Origin of the sequence: Pseudomonas helleri, from assembly GCF_001043025.1 — a bacterium.
Taxonomy (GTDB): domain Bacteria; phylum Pseudomonadota; class Gammaproteobacteria; order Pseudomonadales; family Pseudomonadaceae; genus Aquipseudomonas; species Aquipseudomonas helleri.
This window is the reverse complement of sequence record NZ_JYLD01000009.1, coordinates 15,092-30,305: the sequence shown is the minus strand read 5'-3', so window position 1 is coordinate 30,305 and position 15,214 is coordinate 15,092. Positions and strand designations below refer to the sequence as shown.

Annotated in this window: 13 protein-coding genes; 9 read left to right on the top strand and 4 right to left on the bottom strand. The window is 60.2% G+C overall.

The annotated features are described in order from the left end of the window. Positions 1-17: 17 nt before the first annotated feature. Positions 18-902 (bottom strand): hypothetical protein, encoded by an 885-nt coding sequence (locus TU84_RS15550; protein WP_048370454.1) that lies wholly within the window; start codon positions 900-902, stop codon positions 18-20. Between the two features lie 201 nt (positions 903-1,103). Here TU84_RS15550 and TU84_RS15545 point away from each other — a divergent pair, with 201 nt between their 5' ends. Together TU84_RS15545 and TU84_RS15540 are read left to right on the top strand one after the other, a co-directional pair. Further along, positions 1,104-1,547, top strand: coding sequence for a GNAT family N-acetyltransferase (locus tag TU84_RS15545; RefSeq protein ID WP_048370452.1), 444 nt, complete (start codon positions 1,104-1,106; stop codon positions 1,545-1,547). Further along, positions 1,544-2,158 carry an FMN-dependent NADH-azoreductase gene (locus tag TU84_RS15540; protein ID WP_048370451.1) on the top strand — a complete coding sequence of 205 codons (615 nt, stop codon included), beginning with the start codon at positions 1,544-1,546 and terminating at the stop codon, positions 2,156-2,158. Before TU84_RS15545 ends, TU84_RS15540 begins: the two co-directional genes overlap by 4 nt. Here TU84_RS15540 and TU84_RS15535 read toward each other — a convergent pair. Together TU84_RS15535 and baeS are read right to left on the bottom strand one after the other, a co-directional pair. Beyond that, entirely contained in the window at positions 2,155-2,817 is a 663-nt protein-coding gene (locus TU84_RS15535) for a response regulator (RefSeq protein ID WP_048370449.1), read from the bottom strand. The two genes, TU84_RS15540 and TU84_RS15535, sit on opposite strands and share 4 nt — an antisense overlap. Before the next feature lie 3 nt (positions 2,818-2,820). Next, a complete protein-coding gene (gene baeS, locus TU84_RS15530) occupies positions 2,821-4,239 on the bottom strand; it encodes a sensor histidine kinase efflux regulator BaeS (protein ID WP_048370446.1) in 1,419 nt (472 codons plus the stop codon). A gap of 112 nt (positions 4,240-4,351) precedes the next feature. Between baeS and TU84_RS15525 the strand changes: the two genes are divergently transcribed. From TU84_RS15525 to nadA, 5 genes are all read left to right on the top strand, one after another. After that, positions 4,352-5,551: an efflux RND transporter periplasmic adaptor subunit gene (locus TU84_RS15525; RefSeq protein ID WP_048370444.1), complete on the top strand. Its 1,200-nt coding sequence runs from the start codon at positions 4,352-4,354 to the stop codon at positions 5,549-5,551. A 2-nt stretch (positions 5,552-5,553) separates the two neighbouring features. Further along, entirely contained in the window at positions 5,554-8,682 is a 3,129-nt protein-coding gene (locus tag TU84_RS15520; protein WP_048370442.1) for an efflux RND transporter permease subunit, read from the top strand. Beyond that, the gene (locus TU84_RS15515; RefSeq protein ID WP_048370440.1) at positions 8,679-10,058 is read left to right on the top strand and encodes an efflux transporter outer membrane subunit; all 1,380 of its coding nucleotides are present in this window, start codon (positions 8,679-8,681) and stop codon (positions 10,056-10,058) included. Before TU84_RS15520 ends, TU84_RS15515 begins: the two co-directional genes overlap by 4 nt. A gap of 129 nt (positions 10,059-10,187) precedes the next feature. Beyond that, positions 10,188-10,874 carry a type 1 glutamine amidotransferase domain-containing protein gene (locus tag TU84_RS15510; RefSeq protein WP_048370438.1) on the top strand — a complete coding sequence of 229 codons (687 nt, stop codon included), beginning with the start codon at positions 10,188-10,190 and terminating at the stop codon, positions 10,872-10,874. A gap of 226 nt (positions 10,875-11,100) precedes the next feature. Further along, positions 11,101-12,159, top strand: a complete 1,059-nt coding sequence (gene nadA, locus TU84_RS15505; protein WP_048370437.1) for a quinolinate synthase NadA — start codon at positions 11,101-11,103, stop codon at positions 12,157-12,159. Positions 12,160-12,259: 100 nt separating this feature from the next. Here nadA and TU84_RS15500 read toward each other — a convergent pair whose 3' ends face one another. Next, a complete protein-coding gene (locus TU84_RS15500; protein ID WP_048370435.1) occupies positions 12,260-13,690 on the bottom strand; it encodes a M48 family metalloprotease in 1,431 nt (476 codons plus the stop codon). Positions 13,691-13,818: 128 nt separating this feature from the next. Here TU84_RS15500 and TU84_RS15495 point away from each other — a divergent pair, with 128 nt between their 5' ends. Next, the gene (locus tag TU84_RS15495; protein WP_048370433.1) at positions 13,819-14,058 is read left to right on the top strand and encodes a sulfurtransferase TusA family protein; all 240 of its coding nucleotides are present in this window, start codon (positions 13,819-13,821) and stop codon (positions 14,056-14,058) included. 32 nt (positions 14,059-14,090) lie between these two features. Continuing rightward, positions 14,091-15,161, top strand: coding sequence for an AI-2E family transporter (locus tag TU84_RS15490; protein WP_048370431.1), 1,071 nt, complete (start codon positions 14,091-14,093; stop codon positions 15,159-15,161). Positions 15,162-15,214 lie beyond the last annotated feature (53 nt).

The window sequence follows — 15,214 nt, the reverse complement described above, 5'->3', positions numbered from 1 at the left end:
TGAGGCCCTAGCGCCTTTCAGGCTTTTAATTGTCGGTCAGCGAGTGTGCCGCGTACCTTCTTGCGGCGGTCCGCGTAGCGCCATTCGTCCCCGGCTTCAAAGCTTTTGATCCGGTTCAGCACCTGCGAACCGCCTGCGATGAGCATCTCTTTTTCAAACAACTCACGCAGACCTTTGCGTTGTTGTAAACGCACAACCGTATTTTTCAAAAACGCCGAGTATTCATTGGCGGAGCTTTCAAACGTGTTCTGAATGGCATCGTCCACCGGTTTGACAACATGCGTGTCGGGGCGGCTGAAATCAGTAAAGGGAATGGACGCAGTTGCAGCTTTTTCCCCCCGAAGCAGTGCCTCATACATGGCGTACGCCTCTTCATATCCTCGTTTGAACGACTCGTCTTCAAGCAACTTGAGCGCGGTTTGATGGTGCTTTTCGGCCCGTGCCAGTATCGATTCGATGTGATCCTGTTCAAGCTTGCGCGAGGCCAGCATTTGGCCGGTGGCGGCCATGATCTCTTGCTGGTGATAGTCGTGGTCCAGGCTCGCGTGAGTGTGCGGCTCTTCAGCGGGTTCGTCGGGGCGCCAGTTAATTTCACCGGATTTAATGCTGTCCTGATAGGCACTGGTCTGCGGTATCGCTTTGTTGTCGGTCAACACTGCGCTGGATCCGTATGCAGGTTGTCTGGACGTTTCGTCCTGCCGGGACTTGGCTGCATGGGCTTTCAACAGCCAGACCGTCGCCCAGATGACACTCAATTGAAGGGCGATAAGGGGGGGCCAAAAAAGAGTGAATACCGTCACCGCGGACCAGACAATACCGATGGGGATCAGCCATTTGGGGCCCAAGTAGCGGACAAGACCCAACGAAAGAATGATGACTAAGAGATGCAGCGCAATGGTCACAGCGTTTCCTCCATGGATTTTTTCGGCAGATTATAGACGCGGATTTCAACAAGGCATCCTTGTCACGTTTATTCGTCTGAATAGAACACGTATTGGAGGCTCTGACGTTTCTATGGCCCAGTCCTGAAGGCATTTTTTGGATCTGTGGCCTGTGCCGTTATGTCCCTACAGTAAGCCAACTTTTACAGAGGGCAGACGAGCATGGACTACACCTTTCAGCTTCTGGAAACCCCGACAGACCAACACGCCAGTTTTGATCTGATGCGCGTGTTGCGTCCGCATTTATCTGACCCGGATGCTTATGTCGCGCAATTGTCGCGGCAGACCCGGCAGGGCTACCGGTTGTTGGCGATCAGCAACGGCCAAGGGATGGTCGGGTTGGCCGGCTATCGCGAACTTGAAAACCTGATCTATGGCCGCTTTATTTACGTTGATGACCTGGTGATCAGCCCGCAGCTTCAAGGCTCAGGCGTGGGCACCACGTTGTTGAACGCCGTACGCGAGGAGGCCGTTCGACGCGGTTGCGATCATTTTGTACTGGATACAGGGCTGCACATGGCGTTGGCCCAGCGCTTTTACTTCCGTCAGGGGCTGCTGGCCCGTGGTATGCACTTCACCGAAAAACTGAGCGAGGCCCACCCATGAAAACCGCACTGCTGATCAACGCCAGCCCCCACGGTGATTTTTCCCACGCCCGGCAACTGGCGCACGAGCAACTGCAGAGCCTGCGCCAACGTTACCCGGATCTGGAGTTGATCGAACGAAACCTGGCAGAACAGCCTTTGCCCCCGTTGAACATTGAGTACGGCGCGGCGTTGACCAAGCCCACGGCGTTCGATGCGCCGGTGTTTGATGTGTCCGAAGCATTGATTCAGGAGCTGGAGCGCAGCGATGTCGTGTTTGTTTGCACGCCCATGCACAACCTGACGGTTCCGGCGTCGCTGAAGCTGTGGATTGACTACGTGTTGCGCATCCATCGCACCTTTAGCTCGGGGCCAGACGGCAAAACCGGCTTGCTCGCCTCTCGCCCGGTTTACGTGTTGGTGGGTTCGGGTGGCTTTCATCAAGGGCCGAGGGCCAAACAGCGTGACTTCCTGACCGACTACCTGCGTGAAGTCTTCACGATGCTTGGGCTGTCTGACATCCACTTTGTGTATTTGGAAGGGCTGGTGTTTGGCGAAGAGGCGGTGGCCACGGCGCTGCAAAACGCCCGGCAACACCTTGCGAGTTTTGCGCTGTTCAATGAGTCGCTTTAAAGCTCCAGCTTGTACCCCACGCCATACAGCGACTGGATCGGGTCCTCTGCGGGGCACGCCTGCGCAAGCTTGCGCCGCAGGTTGCGGATATGGCTGTCGACCGTGCGGTCGGTGACCACCCGGTGATCGGAATACAGCTTGTCGAGCAATTGGTCGCGGGAGAACACCCGGCCCGGAGCGCGGGCAAAGGTGTTGAGCAGGCGCAGCTCAACCGGCGTCAGGTCCAGCGGCACACCATCAAAGGCAGCGCTGTAGCGGCTTTCGTCGATCTCGATACGCGCTTGCGCCACGGTCTCCAGGTGCGGGCTGCGGCGCAGTATCGCTTTGACTCGGGCCACCACCTCCCGTGGGCTGAAGGGTTTGCAGATGTAGTCATCGGCGCCTAGATCCAGCCCTAGCAAGCGGTCCACTTCTTCGACCCGAGCGGTGATCATGATGATCGGCACCGCGCTGAAACTGCGCAGTTCCCTGCAGATGTCCGGGCCATCGCGGCCCGGCAGCATCAGGTCGAGCAAGATCAAGCGTGGCGAATGCGCGCGAACCCACGGCACCACCTCAAGGCCGTTGCCCAGGCAATGGACCGGGTAGCCTTCGAGCGATAAATAATCGCGCATCAGGGCGACCAGTTTGGGTTCGTCTTCGACGATCAGAATGCTCATGAATCACCCTTTGCGTGGTAGCCGCAGGTTCAGCCAGAGGCCGCCGAGCGGGGAGTGGTCGGCTGTCAGGCTGCCGCCGTGGGCGAGGGCAATGCTGTGACAGATCGCCAAGCCCAGCCCGGCACCGCCGCTGGCCCGGTTGCGCGAGGCTTCGCCACGATAGAAGCGCTCAAACAGCCGCGGCAGTTGCTGGGGGTCAACACCGGGCGCGGAATCCATGATGCTGACGCACACGGCATCGTCCTCCTGGCTGGCGCGGATTTCCACCCGGCCACCGGGATCGGTGTAGCGCACGGCGTTTTCCAACAGGTTGCTGAACAGTTGTTGCAGGCGCTTGGCGTCCGCTTCGAGCACCAGCGGTTGTGCAGGCAGTTCCATATCAATGTGCAATTGCGCCGCGTTGCAGCGCTCCTGAAACATCGCCAGTGATTCCTTCAGCACGTCATTGAGTACGCATTCGCTCTTGCGATAGGTCAATGCGCCCACGTCTGCCAACGAGAGTTCATACAGGTCATCTACCAATTTGCTGAGCATCCCGACTTCAGCTTGCAAAGACTTCATCGAGGCGTGATCAAGGCTGCGCACGCCGTCTTCGATGGCCTCCAGCTCGCCGCGCAAGATCGACAGTGGCGTGCGTAACTCGTGGGATACATCGGCCATGAATTCGCGGCGCATGGTTTCATTGCGCTCCAGGGTGAAGGCCAGTTGGTTGAAGTCCCGGGCCAATTGGCCCACTTCATCGTTGGACGACACCGCCACCCGGTTGCTGTATTCGCCCTGGGCCAGCCGATGGGTGGCGGCGGCCACACGCTTGACCGGGTCGAGCAAGGTGCGCGCGATCCACCAGGCAATCAGCATCGCCAGCAGCAACGACAGCACCCCCACGGCCAGGCTGGTGCGCAATTGATACTGCTGAAAACGCTCGCCCCCGGCCTCGGTCACGCTTTGAAAGGGCGTCACGGCCAGCCAGCCGACGGTTTTGCCGCCCACGTCGATGGGGCGCAGCAGGGCGTCGTCACCGATCGAGGGGTAACCCGTGACCCTTTTTTTGTGCTGGTCGAGCAAGGCAATACGAAATAACGCGCCGGTGAGGTCGGACGGCAGCGGGTTTTTAAGGTCGCGGGTGCGCACTTCATCTTCTGGCTCCGGACGCATCACCTCAAACCAGCGATCAGGTTTATTGCGCAGAAACTCCCAACTGCCTTCGCGTTCATACGCGCTGGCCAATCGTGGTAACACCGGGGCCATGCGTTCCAGGGCCTGTTCGTTGAGGTAGCCGAGAAAGCCGCGGCCGAAGCTCCAACTGGTGGCCAGGCCCATGCTCAGGATGACCAACAACACACTGGCGAGAATCGCAATAAACAGTTTGGTGGAGATGCTCAGCTTCATGGGCTCGGGCTTGTCAGTGAATGGCCTGCTCATTTAGGCCCCCGCTGGCCGAAGATTCAAGGCGTGTGGGCAATCTTCAAATTTCCTGCACATTTGCCTCGCACGATGGCGCATGGCTTAAGCCACCCCACTTGCAGAGGCCGCTATGCCGACCAAACTTTTTGCTAAATCTCTGGTAACCGCCGCGGTGGTGGTTGCCGTACTGGTTCTTTTTGCCTTGGGCGGCTGCTCGGCTGACGATGCCCCGCCCGTGGCGCAAACCCCGAAAGTCCAGGTGATGACGGTGCAGCCGCAACGCCAGGCGCTGACCACCGAGCTGGCCGGGCGCACCCAGGCTTTTATGCTGGCTGACATTCGCCCGCAGGTGGGCGGAATTGTTCAGCAGCGGCTGTTTGTCGAGGGCGCCGAGGTCAAGGCCGGGCAGGCGCTGTACCAAATCGACCCGGCGCCGTACAAGGCCACGCTGGCCGAAGCGCAAGCGACAGCAAGCAAGGCCCGCGCCACGCTCAAGTCGGCGCAGGCCACGGCCACGCGTAATGCAGCGTTGGTAAAAATTGACGCCATCAGCCAGCAAGACAACGAAGATGCCCAAGTCAGCTTGCTCACGGCCCAGGCCGAGTTGCAGGTGGCGCAAGCCGGGGTCGACACGGCCCGGATCAATCTGGGCTATACCCGGATCACCTCGCCGCTCAGCGGCCGTATCGAAACCTCGACCGTCACCCCCGGCGCGTTGTTGGTCGCCGCGCAAACCACGGCGCTGACCACGGTGCAGCAACTGGACCCGATCTACGTCGATATCACCCAATCGACCACTGAGCTGCTGCGCCTCAAGCGCGACCTGGCCAGCGGTGCGTTGCAAGGCAATAGCGCCGAAGGCGAAGCACCGGTGTTGCTGACGCTCGATGATGGCAGCCCCTACAACCATGCCGGCACCCTCAAGTTCAGCGGTGTCGCGGTCAACCAAGGCACCGGCACCGTGACCCTGCGCGCCGTGTTCGCCAACCCTGAGCACCTGTTGTTGCCGGGCATGTATGTGCGCGCGGTTCTGGAGCTGGCCAGCGATGACAAGGCCATTTTGATACCGCAAAAAGCCGTGACCCGAAGCGCCAGTGGCGTGACTTCGGTGCTGGTGGTAGTCAACGGCAAGGTTGAGCAACGGGTACTGGCGATTGACCGGGCGGTGGGTAACCAGTGGTGGGTCAGCGCCGGGTTGAATGCGGGTGACCAAGTGATTATCGAAGGCGGGCAGAAGGTTCGGGTCGGCGCCGAGGTGCTGGCGCAAAACAGTGAAGCCCGGGGCGTGCCACGCGCCGTGACACCCACCGCCATTGCGCAGGGGAACTGAGCATGGCGCGCTTTTTTATCGACCGGCCGATTTTTGCCTGGGTGATCGCCATCGTCATCATGCTCGCGGGGGCGATGTCGATCAGTCAGTTGCCGCTGGAGCAATACCCGGACATCGCACCGCCCACCGTGCGCATTTCTGCAACCTACACCGGCGCCTCGGCCAAGACCGTTGAAGACTCGGTGACCCAGATCATCGAGCAGCAAATGACCGGGCTCGACAAGCTCACCTACATGTCGGCGTCCAGCAGTTCGGCAGGCAGCGCCAGTATCAGTTTGACCTTCGATGCCGGCACCGACCCAGACGTGGCGCAGATGCAGGTGCAGAACAAGCTGCAACAAGTGGAGTCGCGGCTACCCGCTTCGGTGCAGAGCGAAGGCCTGACCGTGACCAAGGGCGGCTCTGACTTCTTGATGATTGCAGCCCTCGCGTCCGACAACCCTAGCGTGACCGGCACGCAAATTGGCGATTACATCTCCAGCACCTTGCTTGACTCGATTGCCCGGATCGACGGAGTCGGCGAGGTGCAAACCCTCGGTTCGGGCTACGCCATGCGCATCTGGCTGGACCCGGCGCTGCTCGAAAAATACGCCTTGATGCCCTCGGATGTGATCACCGCGCTGGAGGCACAAAACACCGAAGTGTCGGCGGGCCAGCTCGGGGCGTTGCCAGCCGTGGCCAAGCAGCAACTGAATGCAACGATCAGTGCGCGCAGCAAATTGCAGACCGCCGAAGAGTTCCGCAATGTGTTGGTCAAGTCCGACAGCACGGGCGCGGTGGTGTTGCTCGGTGAGGTGGCGCGGGTTGAGCTGGGCAGTGACAGCTACGACGTGAACTCGGCCCTCAATGGCAAGCCCGCCGCTGCGATGGGCGTACAGCTGGCCACGGGCGCCAATGCGCTTAAGGTCGGGGAGGCCGTCAAGGCCAGGCTCGCCGAGCTCCAGCCGTTTTACCCGAGCGAAATGCAGCTCAAAAATGTGATCGCCTATGACACGACCCCGTTCGTCAGCCTGTCCATCGAAGAGGTGGTCAAGTCGTTGGGCGAAGCCATCGTGCTGGTGGTGCTGATCATGTTTTTGTTCTTGCAAAATGTACGCGCCACGCTGATCCCGGCCATCACTGTGCCGGTAGTCTTGCTGGGCACGTTCGGGGTGCTGGCGCTGTTCGGCTATTCGATCAACACCTTGACCATGTTCGCCATGGTATTGGCCATCGGCCTGTTGGTGGACGACGCGATTGTGGTGGTGGAAAACGTCGAACGGGTGATGAGCGAAGAAGGGCTTTCGCCGCTGGAAGCCACGCGCAAGTCGATGGCCGAAATCACCAGCGCGCTGGTGGGCATCGCGTTGGTGCTGAGCGCGGTGTTTATCCCCATGGCGTTTTTTGGGGGTTCAACCGGGATCATTTATCGGCAGTTTTCGGTGACCATCGTTTCGGCCATGGTGCTCTCGGTGCTGGTGGCCATGACCCTGACGCCCGCGCTGTGCGCGACCTTGCTCAAGCCTTCCGATGCCACAGGGCACGCTGCTGCTAGCGGCTTCTTCGGAGGGTTCAACCGCACCTTTGAGCGCAGCGCAGAGGCTTATCAAAAAGGCGTAGGAGTGATCGTACGCCGGGGAGGTCGCAGCCTGGTCGTGTACCTATTGGTGATCGCCGCCATGGCGGCTGGTTACTCCAGCTTGCCAACCTCATTTTTGCCCGATGAAGACCAGGGCATCTTGATGGCCCAAGTGCAGTTGCCCGTGGGCGCAACGGATTACCGAACCCAGGCGGTGCTCAAGCAGTTCGAGGGCTATATGCTCGAGCAGCCGGAAGTCGAAGCGCTGATCAGCATCTCGGGCCTGGGCATGGGCGGCAACAGTCAGAACTCGGCCCGGGCCTTTATCCGGCTCAAGGACTGGAGCGAGCGCACGGGCGCAGGCCAGGACGCCGCGTCTATCGCGCAGCGGGCAACCGAGGCGTTGTCGAGCATTGGCGATGCCAACGTATTTGTCATGCAACCGCCTGCCGTGCGCGGGCTGGGGCAAAGCTCCGGGTTCGATTTGCAGCTCAAGGACCTCGCGGGGCTGGGGCATGACGCGTTGGTGGCGGCGCGCGAGCAATTTATCGAACTGGCGCAAAAAGACCCGCGTCTGCAAGGCGTGCGCAGCAACGGCCTGGACGACACACCGCAGCTCAAGGTCAACATTGATGATCGCAAGGCGGGCGCCTTGAGCCTGAGCACCAGCGACATCAACGCCACCTTGTCCACCGCGCTGGGCGGCACTTACGTTAACGATTTTCTTAACCAGGGCCGGGTGAAAAAGGTCTACGTGCAGGGCGAGGCGACCGCGCGCATGCAGGCCGCCGACCTGGACCATTGGTTTGTACGTAACAGCAACGATGAAATGGTCCCGTTCTCTTCGTTCGCCAGCACCTCGTGGAGTTACGGCTCGCCATTGCTCGAGCGCTATAACGGCAGTTCGTCGCTGGAGGTGGTGGGTGATCCCGCGCCGGGCGTGAGCTCCGGGGTGGCCATGGACGCCGTGGAGAGCATCATCCGGCAGTTGCCCGAAGGCATCGGCTACGAGTGGACCGGGCAGTCTTATCAACTGCGTTTGTCGGGCTCGCAAGCACCGTTGCTGTACGGGATATCGGTGCTGTTTGTGTTCCTGTGTCTGGCGGCACTCTACGAGAGCTGGTCAGTGCCTTTCTCGGTGATGCTGGTGGTGCCGCTAGGTGTGGTGGGCGCCGTGCTGGCCACGCGTTTCAGCGGGTTGAGCAATGACGTGTACTTTCAAGTGGGTTTGCTGACCACCGTGGGCCTGGCGGCGAAGAACGCGATTTTGATTGTGGAGTTCGCCAAGCACCTGCATGAGCAGGGCAATAGCTTGATCGAGGCCACCCTGATCGCGGTGCGCCAGCGCCTGCGACCGATTCTGATGACCTCACTGGCCTTTATGTTTGGTGTCTTGCCGCTGTCGCTGAGCACGGGCGCAGGTTCTGCCGGGCGCCGTGCCATCGGTACCGGAGTACTGGGCGGCATGTTCAGCGCCACGCTGTTGGGCATCTTCTTTGTACCGCTGTTTTTCGTGCTGATTCGCCGCCGCTTCAGTCGCGTTCGCACCCCTGACCCAAAAGGTGACGCATGAGTCGTTTTCGTTGGCCCTTGCTGGCAGCCTTGGCGCTGCTCAGCGGTTGCATCAATCTGGCGCCCACGTATGAGCGCCCTCAGGCTGCGGTCGATGAACAATGGCTGCCGGGCACTGCTGTGCCCAACGGCCAAGCCGCGGCGGACATCCGTTGGCAGCAGTTTTTTACCGACCCGCGCCTGGCGCACCTTCAGGCGCTGGCGTTGACCAACAACCGAGACTTGCGGGTGGCGACACTGAACATTGAAAAGGCCCAGGCGCAGTATCGCATCCAGCGCGCGGCGGGTTTACCGGCGATCGACGCGAGCGTAAGTGGCAGCCATAGTCGAACGTCCGGCACCACCAGCCACGATTACAGCGCCCAATTGGGGCTGAGCAGTTACGAGCTGGATCTCTTTGGCCGCGTGCAGAACCTCGAGGACGAGGCGCTGGAAGCGTACCTGTCGCTGGCCGAAACCCGGCGCAGCACACAGATCAGCCTGGTGGCCGAAGTCGGCATCGCCTGGTTGACCCTGGCGGCCGACAACGAACGCTTGGCGTTGGCCCGGCAAACCCTGGTCAGCCAGCAGGCCACCTATGACCTGACCCAGCGCAGCCATGCACTGGGCGGGGCCGCCGGTTTGGCGGTGTCTGAAGCCCAAACCACCGTGGAGTCGGCCAAGGTCGACGTCGGGGTGTATGCCAGCCAGGTCCTGCAAGATCAGAATGCCTTGCGCCTGTTGGTCGGCAATGCCATCCCGGCGCAATACTTGCCCGGCGACAGCTTGCAGTCGGTCGCGATGCTGGTGCAGGTGCCGGGGGAATTGCCCTCCACCCTGTTGCAGCGTCGCCCTGACGTGCTGGCGGCCGAGCACACGCTCAAGTCGGCCAACATCGATATCGGTGCCGCCCGCGCCGCGTTCTTCCCCAGTATTACCCTGACGGCAGGGGCGGGCTCGGCCAGCTCCAGCCTGTCGAGCCTGTTCAGCGGTGGTAGCGGCGCGTGGAACTTTGCGCCGAGTATCAGCCTGCCAATTTTCGACGCCGGCAGCCATCGGGCTGCGCTGGACTCCGCCAAGGTCGCCCGCGACATTGAGGTGCAGACCTACCAGAAAACCCTGGAGACCGCTTTCAGCGAAGTGGCCGATGCCCTGGCCGTGCGCAGTACTCTGGATCAGCGTCTGGCTGCCCAAATGGCGCTGACCAAGGCCAGCCGCACCAGCTATGACTTGTCACAGGCCCTGTATCAGGGCGGTTCGCAAAGCTACCTCGAAGCCCTGGTGACCCAGCGCTCGCTGTACAGCGCCGAGCAAGATTTGATCACCCTTCGGCTGGCCGAGCAGAGCAACCGGGTGACGTTGTACAAAGTGCTGGGGGGCGGCTGGAATGCCAACTGATGAATGGACAGGTGCTTTGGATGCACGGCACTAATGCCCGCAAGCGCTTGTCTATGCTCCTGACTCTGTACGTAAGCATGTCGTACAGCTCGAGGGCCGAATGGCCCGTCGTTCTGACAGGAGGCAGCGATGAGCAAAAAAATACTAGTGGTACTGACCAGCGTCGAGAAGTACCCCAATCTGGATCGCGCGACGGGTTTATGGCTGGGTGAGGCCGTGCATTTTGTGCACAAGGTCGAGGCCGCCGGGTATGCCGTGGATTACGTCAGCCCGCAAGGCGGTTACACCCCGATTGACCCGCACAGCCTGGCCAAGGACATGGCCTCGGAGATTGACTGGAAGTGGTATCACGACAAGGCGTTCATGAACCGCCTGGGCGCGACGCTAAAACCGGACGAGATCAATCCTGACGATTACGCGGCGATTTATTATGCCGGTGGGCATGGGGTGATTTGGGACTTCCCGGACAACGCGCAGTTGCAGGCGATCAGCCGCCACATCTATGAGCACGGCGGGGTGGTGTCGTCGGTGTGCCATGGAGCGGTGGGCTTGCTCAATATCAAACTGTCCAATGGCGAGCTACTGATCAAGGGCAAGCGGGTCACCGGCTTTTCCAATGAGGAAGAGACCCTGGCCGGTCTGGCTGATGTGGTGCCGTATCTCACCGAGACCGAATTGGTGAAGTGCGGCGCTCACTATGAAAAGGCTGACGCTCCGTGGGCGCCGTTCGCTATCGCCGATGGACGTTTGATCACCGGGCAGAACCCGGCCTCGGGTGGCCCGGTGGCAGAGCACGTGCTGGCAGCGCTCAAATAAACGGACCCGCCCCCCGGCCGATGCGGGTTTGCCAGCCCGCATCGGCGCCTTGCCTGCATGGGCAAAACCAACATTAAACTTTTGAATCGCAAGCTTATTCTGTAGCCTTAGCGCGCTTGATAGCTGGTCCGTGCCTGATAACACACATTCTCCCGGCGGGACTCGACAGTCCGGAGCCGGTGGTACACTCGACTTTCGCGCCTTAGCGCTTGCAGGTCTTGCGAACATGACGCAAATTTCTGAACGACTTCTGGTCCAAGCCCACCTCGATGCCAAGCAGCCAACGCCTTTGACTGCCGAGCAAGAGGCGACGCTGCGTGCAGCCATTGCTGCCGAACTCAAAGCGCGTGATGCGGTACTGGTCGCGCACTTCTACTGTGACCCGGTGATCCAGGCCCTGGCCGAAGAAACCGGTGGTTGCGTGTCTGACTCCCTTGAAATGGCGCGTTTTGGCGCTGCTCACCCGGCCAAGACCATTTTGGTGGCAGGCGTGCGGTTCATGGGGGAGACGGCAAAAATCCTGACCCCTGAAAAACGCGTGCTGATGCCGACCCTGGAGGCCACGTGTTCGCTGGACCTGGGCTGCCCGGTCGAAGAGTTCTCGGCGTTTTGCGATCAACACCCCGAGCGCACCGTGGTGGTGTACGCCAACACCTCGGCGGCCGTTAAAGCGCGGGCCGATTGGGTGGTGACGTCCAGTTGTGCACTGGAAATCGTCGAAACCCTGATGGACAACGGCGAGAAAATCATTTGGGGCCCGGACAAGCACCTGGGGCGTTACATCCAGCGTCAGACCGGGGCAGACATGCTGCTGTGGGACGGTGCTTGCATCGTTCACGAAGAGTTCAAGTCCAAGCAACTGGAAGACATGAAGGCTTTGTACCCGGACGCCGCGATTCTGGTGCACCCGGAGTCGCCGGAGTCGGTGATTGAGCTGGCAGACGCGGTGGGTTCCACCAGCCAACTGATTGCCGCTGCGCAAAAGCTGCCGAACAAAACCTTTATCGTCGCTACCGACCGCGGCATTTTTTACAAAATGCAGCAGTTGTGCCCGGACAAAGTCTTTATCGAAGCCCCGACTGCCGGTAACGGCGCGGCGTGCCGCAGTTGTGCGCATTGCCCGTGGATGGCCATGAACACCCTGGAGCGCACCCTTGAGTGTCTGCAAAAGGGCACAAACGAGATCTTTGTCGACCCGGCTCTGGTGCCCCACGCCGTTCGCCCGCTCAAACGCATGCTGGATTTTACCCAGGCCGCGCGCTTGAAACTGGCGGGTAACGCCTAAACCCAACCAGATCCACTTGTAGGAGCGAGCTTGCCTCGCGATCTTTTGAACCTTAAAAGATCGCGAGGCAAGCTCGCTCCTACCGGTTTATGGTGTTGGGTCAGTTCATCATGTCTTTGATCGCCCGCTCTTGATCCATCAGCTCGCGCTGGCGTGCATCGAGGCGTGACGACAGCTGGAAGTTGTTGGTGAGCTTTTTCGCAAAGGCGATTTGCTGGATGGCCTGACGGTAGTCGCCCATCAAGGCGAAGTACTCGGCGCGGGCCTGGTGCAGGCCAATGATGTTGCCCGACAACCCGCGGGTTTCTGCTACCTGATACCAGACGTCCGGGTCATCCGGGCGGCTTTTGAGCAGGGCGTCCAGGGCTTTTTCGGCATCGGCCGGGCGATTTTGCTTGAGCAGCAAGTCGACCCGGACCTGATTCAACGGATAGTTGCCAGGGTACAGCGTGCGCATTCTGTCGACCCGCTGCTGGGCATCGACCAAGCGGTTGCTGTCCATGTCCAGCTCGATTTGCGCCAGGTTGTAGGTGATGTCGTTGGGCGCCTTGTCCAGCAACGGCTTCAGGGTGGTGCGGGCTTCGTTGAACTGGCTGCCCTTGATTTGGGCAATCGCCAGGCCATAACGGGCGACGTCATTTTTTGGGTTTTCATCCAACTGCTGGCGGAACCGCTTGGCGGCCAGGCCCGGCGTGTCTTCGTATTGCAGTTGTACCCGGGCGCGAATCAGTTGATAGCGCAGGCTGTCTTCTGTGCCACCGATTTTGGCCTGTTCGGCGCGGTTGCGGGTGTCGGCAATACGCGACTCGGTCACCGGGTGAGTCAGCAAAAATTCAGGCGGCTTGGCGTCAAAGCGGTACTGGCGCATCAAGCGCTCAAACATGGTGGGCATGGAGCGCGGGTCGTAACCGGCCTTTTCAAGGTTGAGGATGCCGATACGGTCAGCCTCTTGCTCGTTCTGACGCGAGAAACGTCGTTGTTCCTGAAAGGCCGCTGCCTGGGTACCGGCGATGGTGGCAATACCGGCGTCACCGGCGCCCGAGGCGGCGATCACAATACCGGCGAGCAGGGCCGCCATCATGGGCAGTTGCATGCGTTGCTGGGCTTCTACGCCGCGGGCAAAGTGGCGTTGCGACAAGTGAGCAAGTTCGTGGGCGAGTACCGAGGCGTATTCGCCTTCGGTCTGGGCGTTGAGGAACAACCCGCCGTTGACCCCGATAATCCCGCCGGGCGCCGCGAAGGCGTTGAGCTGCGGGCTGTTGATCAGAATGAATTCCAGACGCCGGTCCTGCACCTGGCTGGTTTCGACCAGTTTGTAGACGCTGGTTTCGACGTAGTCCTTGAGTTGCGGGTCATTGAGCTGCGACACCTGGCTGCGCAGCATGCTCAACCAGGCACGGCCGAGTTGATACTCTTGCTGCGGAGAAACGATGGCCGAGCTGGCGTCACCCAGAGACGGTAAATCGTCTGCGAAACTCGGTGATGCGAGCAGGCAAGCGAGCGTCAATAGGGTCGGGCGCAGAAAATTCATGCACAAAGCTCTAATCATTAAAGCGCTTACTGTAGCTGGACACTCGGCTGGCGACCAGTGGCGGTCTGCTTGGGGTATTCTAGCGAGCTAAAAAATGCCACCCATAGGCATGCCTGAGGAAGTAAAAAATGACTGATGCGTTGGCGCATGATGCGCTAGTGGATGCCAGTGGCCTGAGCTGCCCACTGCCGTTGCTCAAGGCCAAGCTGGAGCTTAACCGTCTGGCCCAGGGGCAGACCTTGAAAGTCATCGCGACGGACGCCGGTTCGCTACGCGATTTTCGGGCTTTCGCACGTCTGGCAGGGCATGAGCTACTGCGTGAAGAAGAAGATTCTGGCACCTATCGCTACTGGTTACGCAAGGCTTGAGGCCGGGCGGCGCTTTCTCTTAAGGAATATCGATGTTCAAAGTGTTACGAAATTGGGTACAGCGCTACTTCTCTGATGAGGAGGCCGTGGTGCTGGCGGTGTTGTTGGTGCTGGCCTTTACGGCGGTGCTGACCTTGGGCGGCATGCTCGCGCCAGTGTTGGCCGGCATGGTGCTGGCGTATCTGATGCAGGGCCTGGTGGTGGCGCTTGAACGCCTGCGAGTGCCTGCCGGGGCGGCGGTCGGGCTGGTGTTTGCCCTGTTTATGGGGCTACTGCTGGTGTTTATGATCGTGGTCGTGCCTTTGCTGTGGCACCAGTTGATCACCTTGTTCAATGAATTGCCGGGCATGCTGGCCAAGTGGCAGTCGCTGTTGTTGTTGCTGCCTGAGCGTTACCCGCATCTGGTGTCGGACGAGCAGGTGCTGCAAGCCATCGAAGTGGCGCGCGGTGAGATCGGCAAGTTTGGCCAATTGGCGCTGACCTTCTCGCTGTCCAGTTTGCCGCTGCTGGTCAACATCATGATCTATCTGGTGCTGGTGCCGATTCTGGTGTTCTTCTTTCTTAAAGACCGTGCGCTGATTGGTCGTTGGGTTCGCGGTTATTTACCCCGCGAGCGTGCGCTGATTACCCGTGTGGCCGAGGAAATGAATCGGCAGATCGCCAACTATATTCGCGGCAAGGTTATCGAAATCATCATCTGCGGCGGCGTGACTTACATCGCCTTTGTGACCATGGGCCTTAACTACGCAGCCTTGCTGGCGTTGCTGGTGGGGGTGTCGGTGGTGGTGCCGTATGTGGGCGCGGTGGTGGTGACGGTGCCGGTCATGCTGATTGCGTTGTTCCAGTGGGGCTGGAGCGACCAGTTCATCTACCTGATGGCGGTGTACGGGATCATTCAGACCCTGGACGGCAACGTGCTGGTGCCATTGTTGTTCTCTGAGGCGGTGAGTTTGCACCCGGTGGCCATCATTTGTGCGGTGTTGCTGTTCGGCGGGTTGTGGGGCTTTTGGGGGGTGTTTTTTGCGATCCCGCTGGCCACCCTGTGCAAGGCGGTGCTGGATGCCTGGCCACGTGAGCAGCAGGTGGTAGCGCCTCTGCTGTAAAGCCTGAATCGCAGGAAAGAAAAAGCCCCGGCTCTCGCAAGAGAACCGGGGCT

Bases quoted from the DNA above. Each gene is read 5' to 3' on its own strand.
- TU84_RS15545 (WP_048370452.1), top strand. From the start codon at position 1,104: ATGGACTACACCTTTCAGCTTCTGGAAACCCCGACAGACCAACACGCC.
- TU84_RS15540 (WP_048370451.1), top strand. From the start codon at position 1,544: ATGAAAACCGCACTGCTGATCAACGCCAGCCCCCACGGTGATTTTTCC.
- TU84_RS15535 (WP_048370449.1), bottom strand. From the start codon at position 2,817: ATGAGCATTCTGATCGTCGAAGACGAACCCAAACTGGTCGCCCTGATG.
- baeS (WP_048370446.1), bottom strand. From the start codon at position 4,239: ATGAGCAGGCCATTCACTGACAAGCCCGAGCCCATGAAGCTGAGCATC.
- TU84_RS15525 (WP_048370444.1), top strand. From the start codon at position 4,352: ATGCCGACCAAACTTTTTGCTAAATCTCTGGTAACCGCCGCGGTGGTG.
- TU84_RS15520 (WP_048370442.1), top strand. From the start codon at position 5,554: ATGGCGCGCTTTTTTATCGACCGGCCGATTTTTGCCTGGGTGATCGCC.
- TU84_RS15515 (WP_048370440.1), top strand. From the start codon at position 8,679: ATGAGTCGTTTTCGTTGGCCCTTGCTGGCAGCCTTGGCGCTGCTCAGC.
- TU84_RS15510 (WP_048370438.1), top strand. From the start codon at position 10,188: ATGAGCAAAAAAATACTAGTGGTACTGACCAGCGTCGAGAAGTACCCC.
- nadA (WP_048370437.1), top strand. From the start codon at position 11,101: ATGACGCAAATTTCTGAACGACTTCTGGTCCAAGCCCACCTCGATGCC.
- TU84_RS15500 (WP_048370435.1), bottom strand. From the start codon at position 13,690: ATGAATTTTCTGCGCCCGACCCTATTGACGCTCGCTTGCCTGCTCGCA.
- TU84_RS15495 (WP_048370433.1), top strand. From the start codon at position 13,819: ATGACTGATGCGTTGGCGCATGATGCGCTAGTGGATGCCAGTGGCCTG.
- TU84_RS15490 (WP_048370431.1), top strand. From the start codon at position 14,091: ATGTTCAAAGTGTTACGAAATTGGGTACAGCGCTACTTCTCTGATGAG.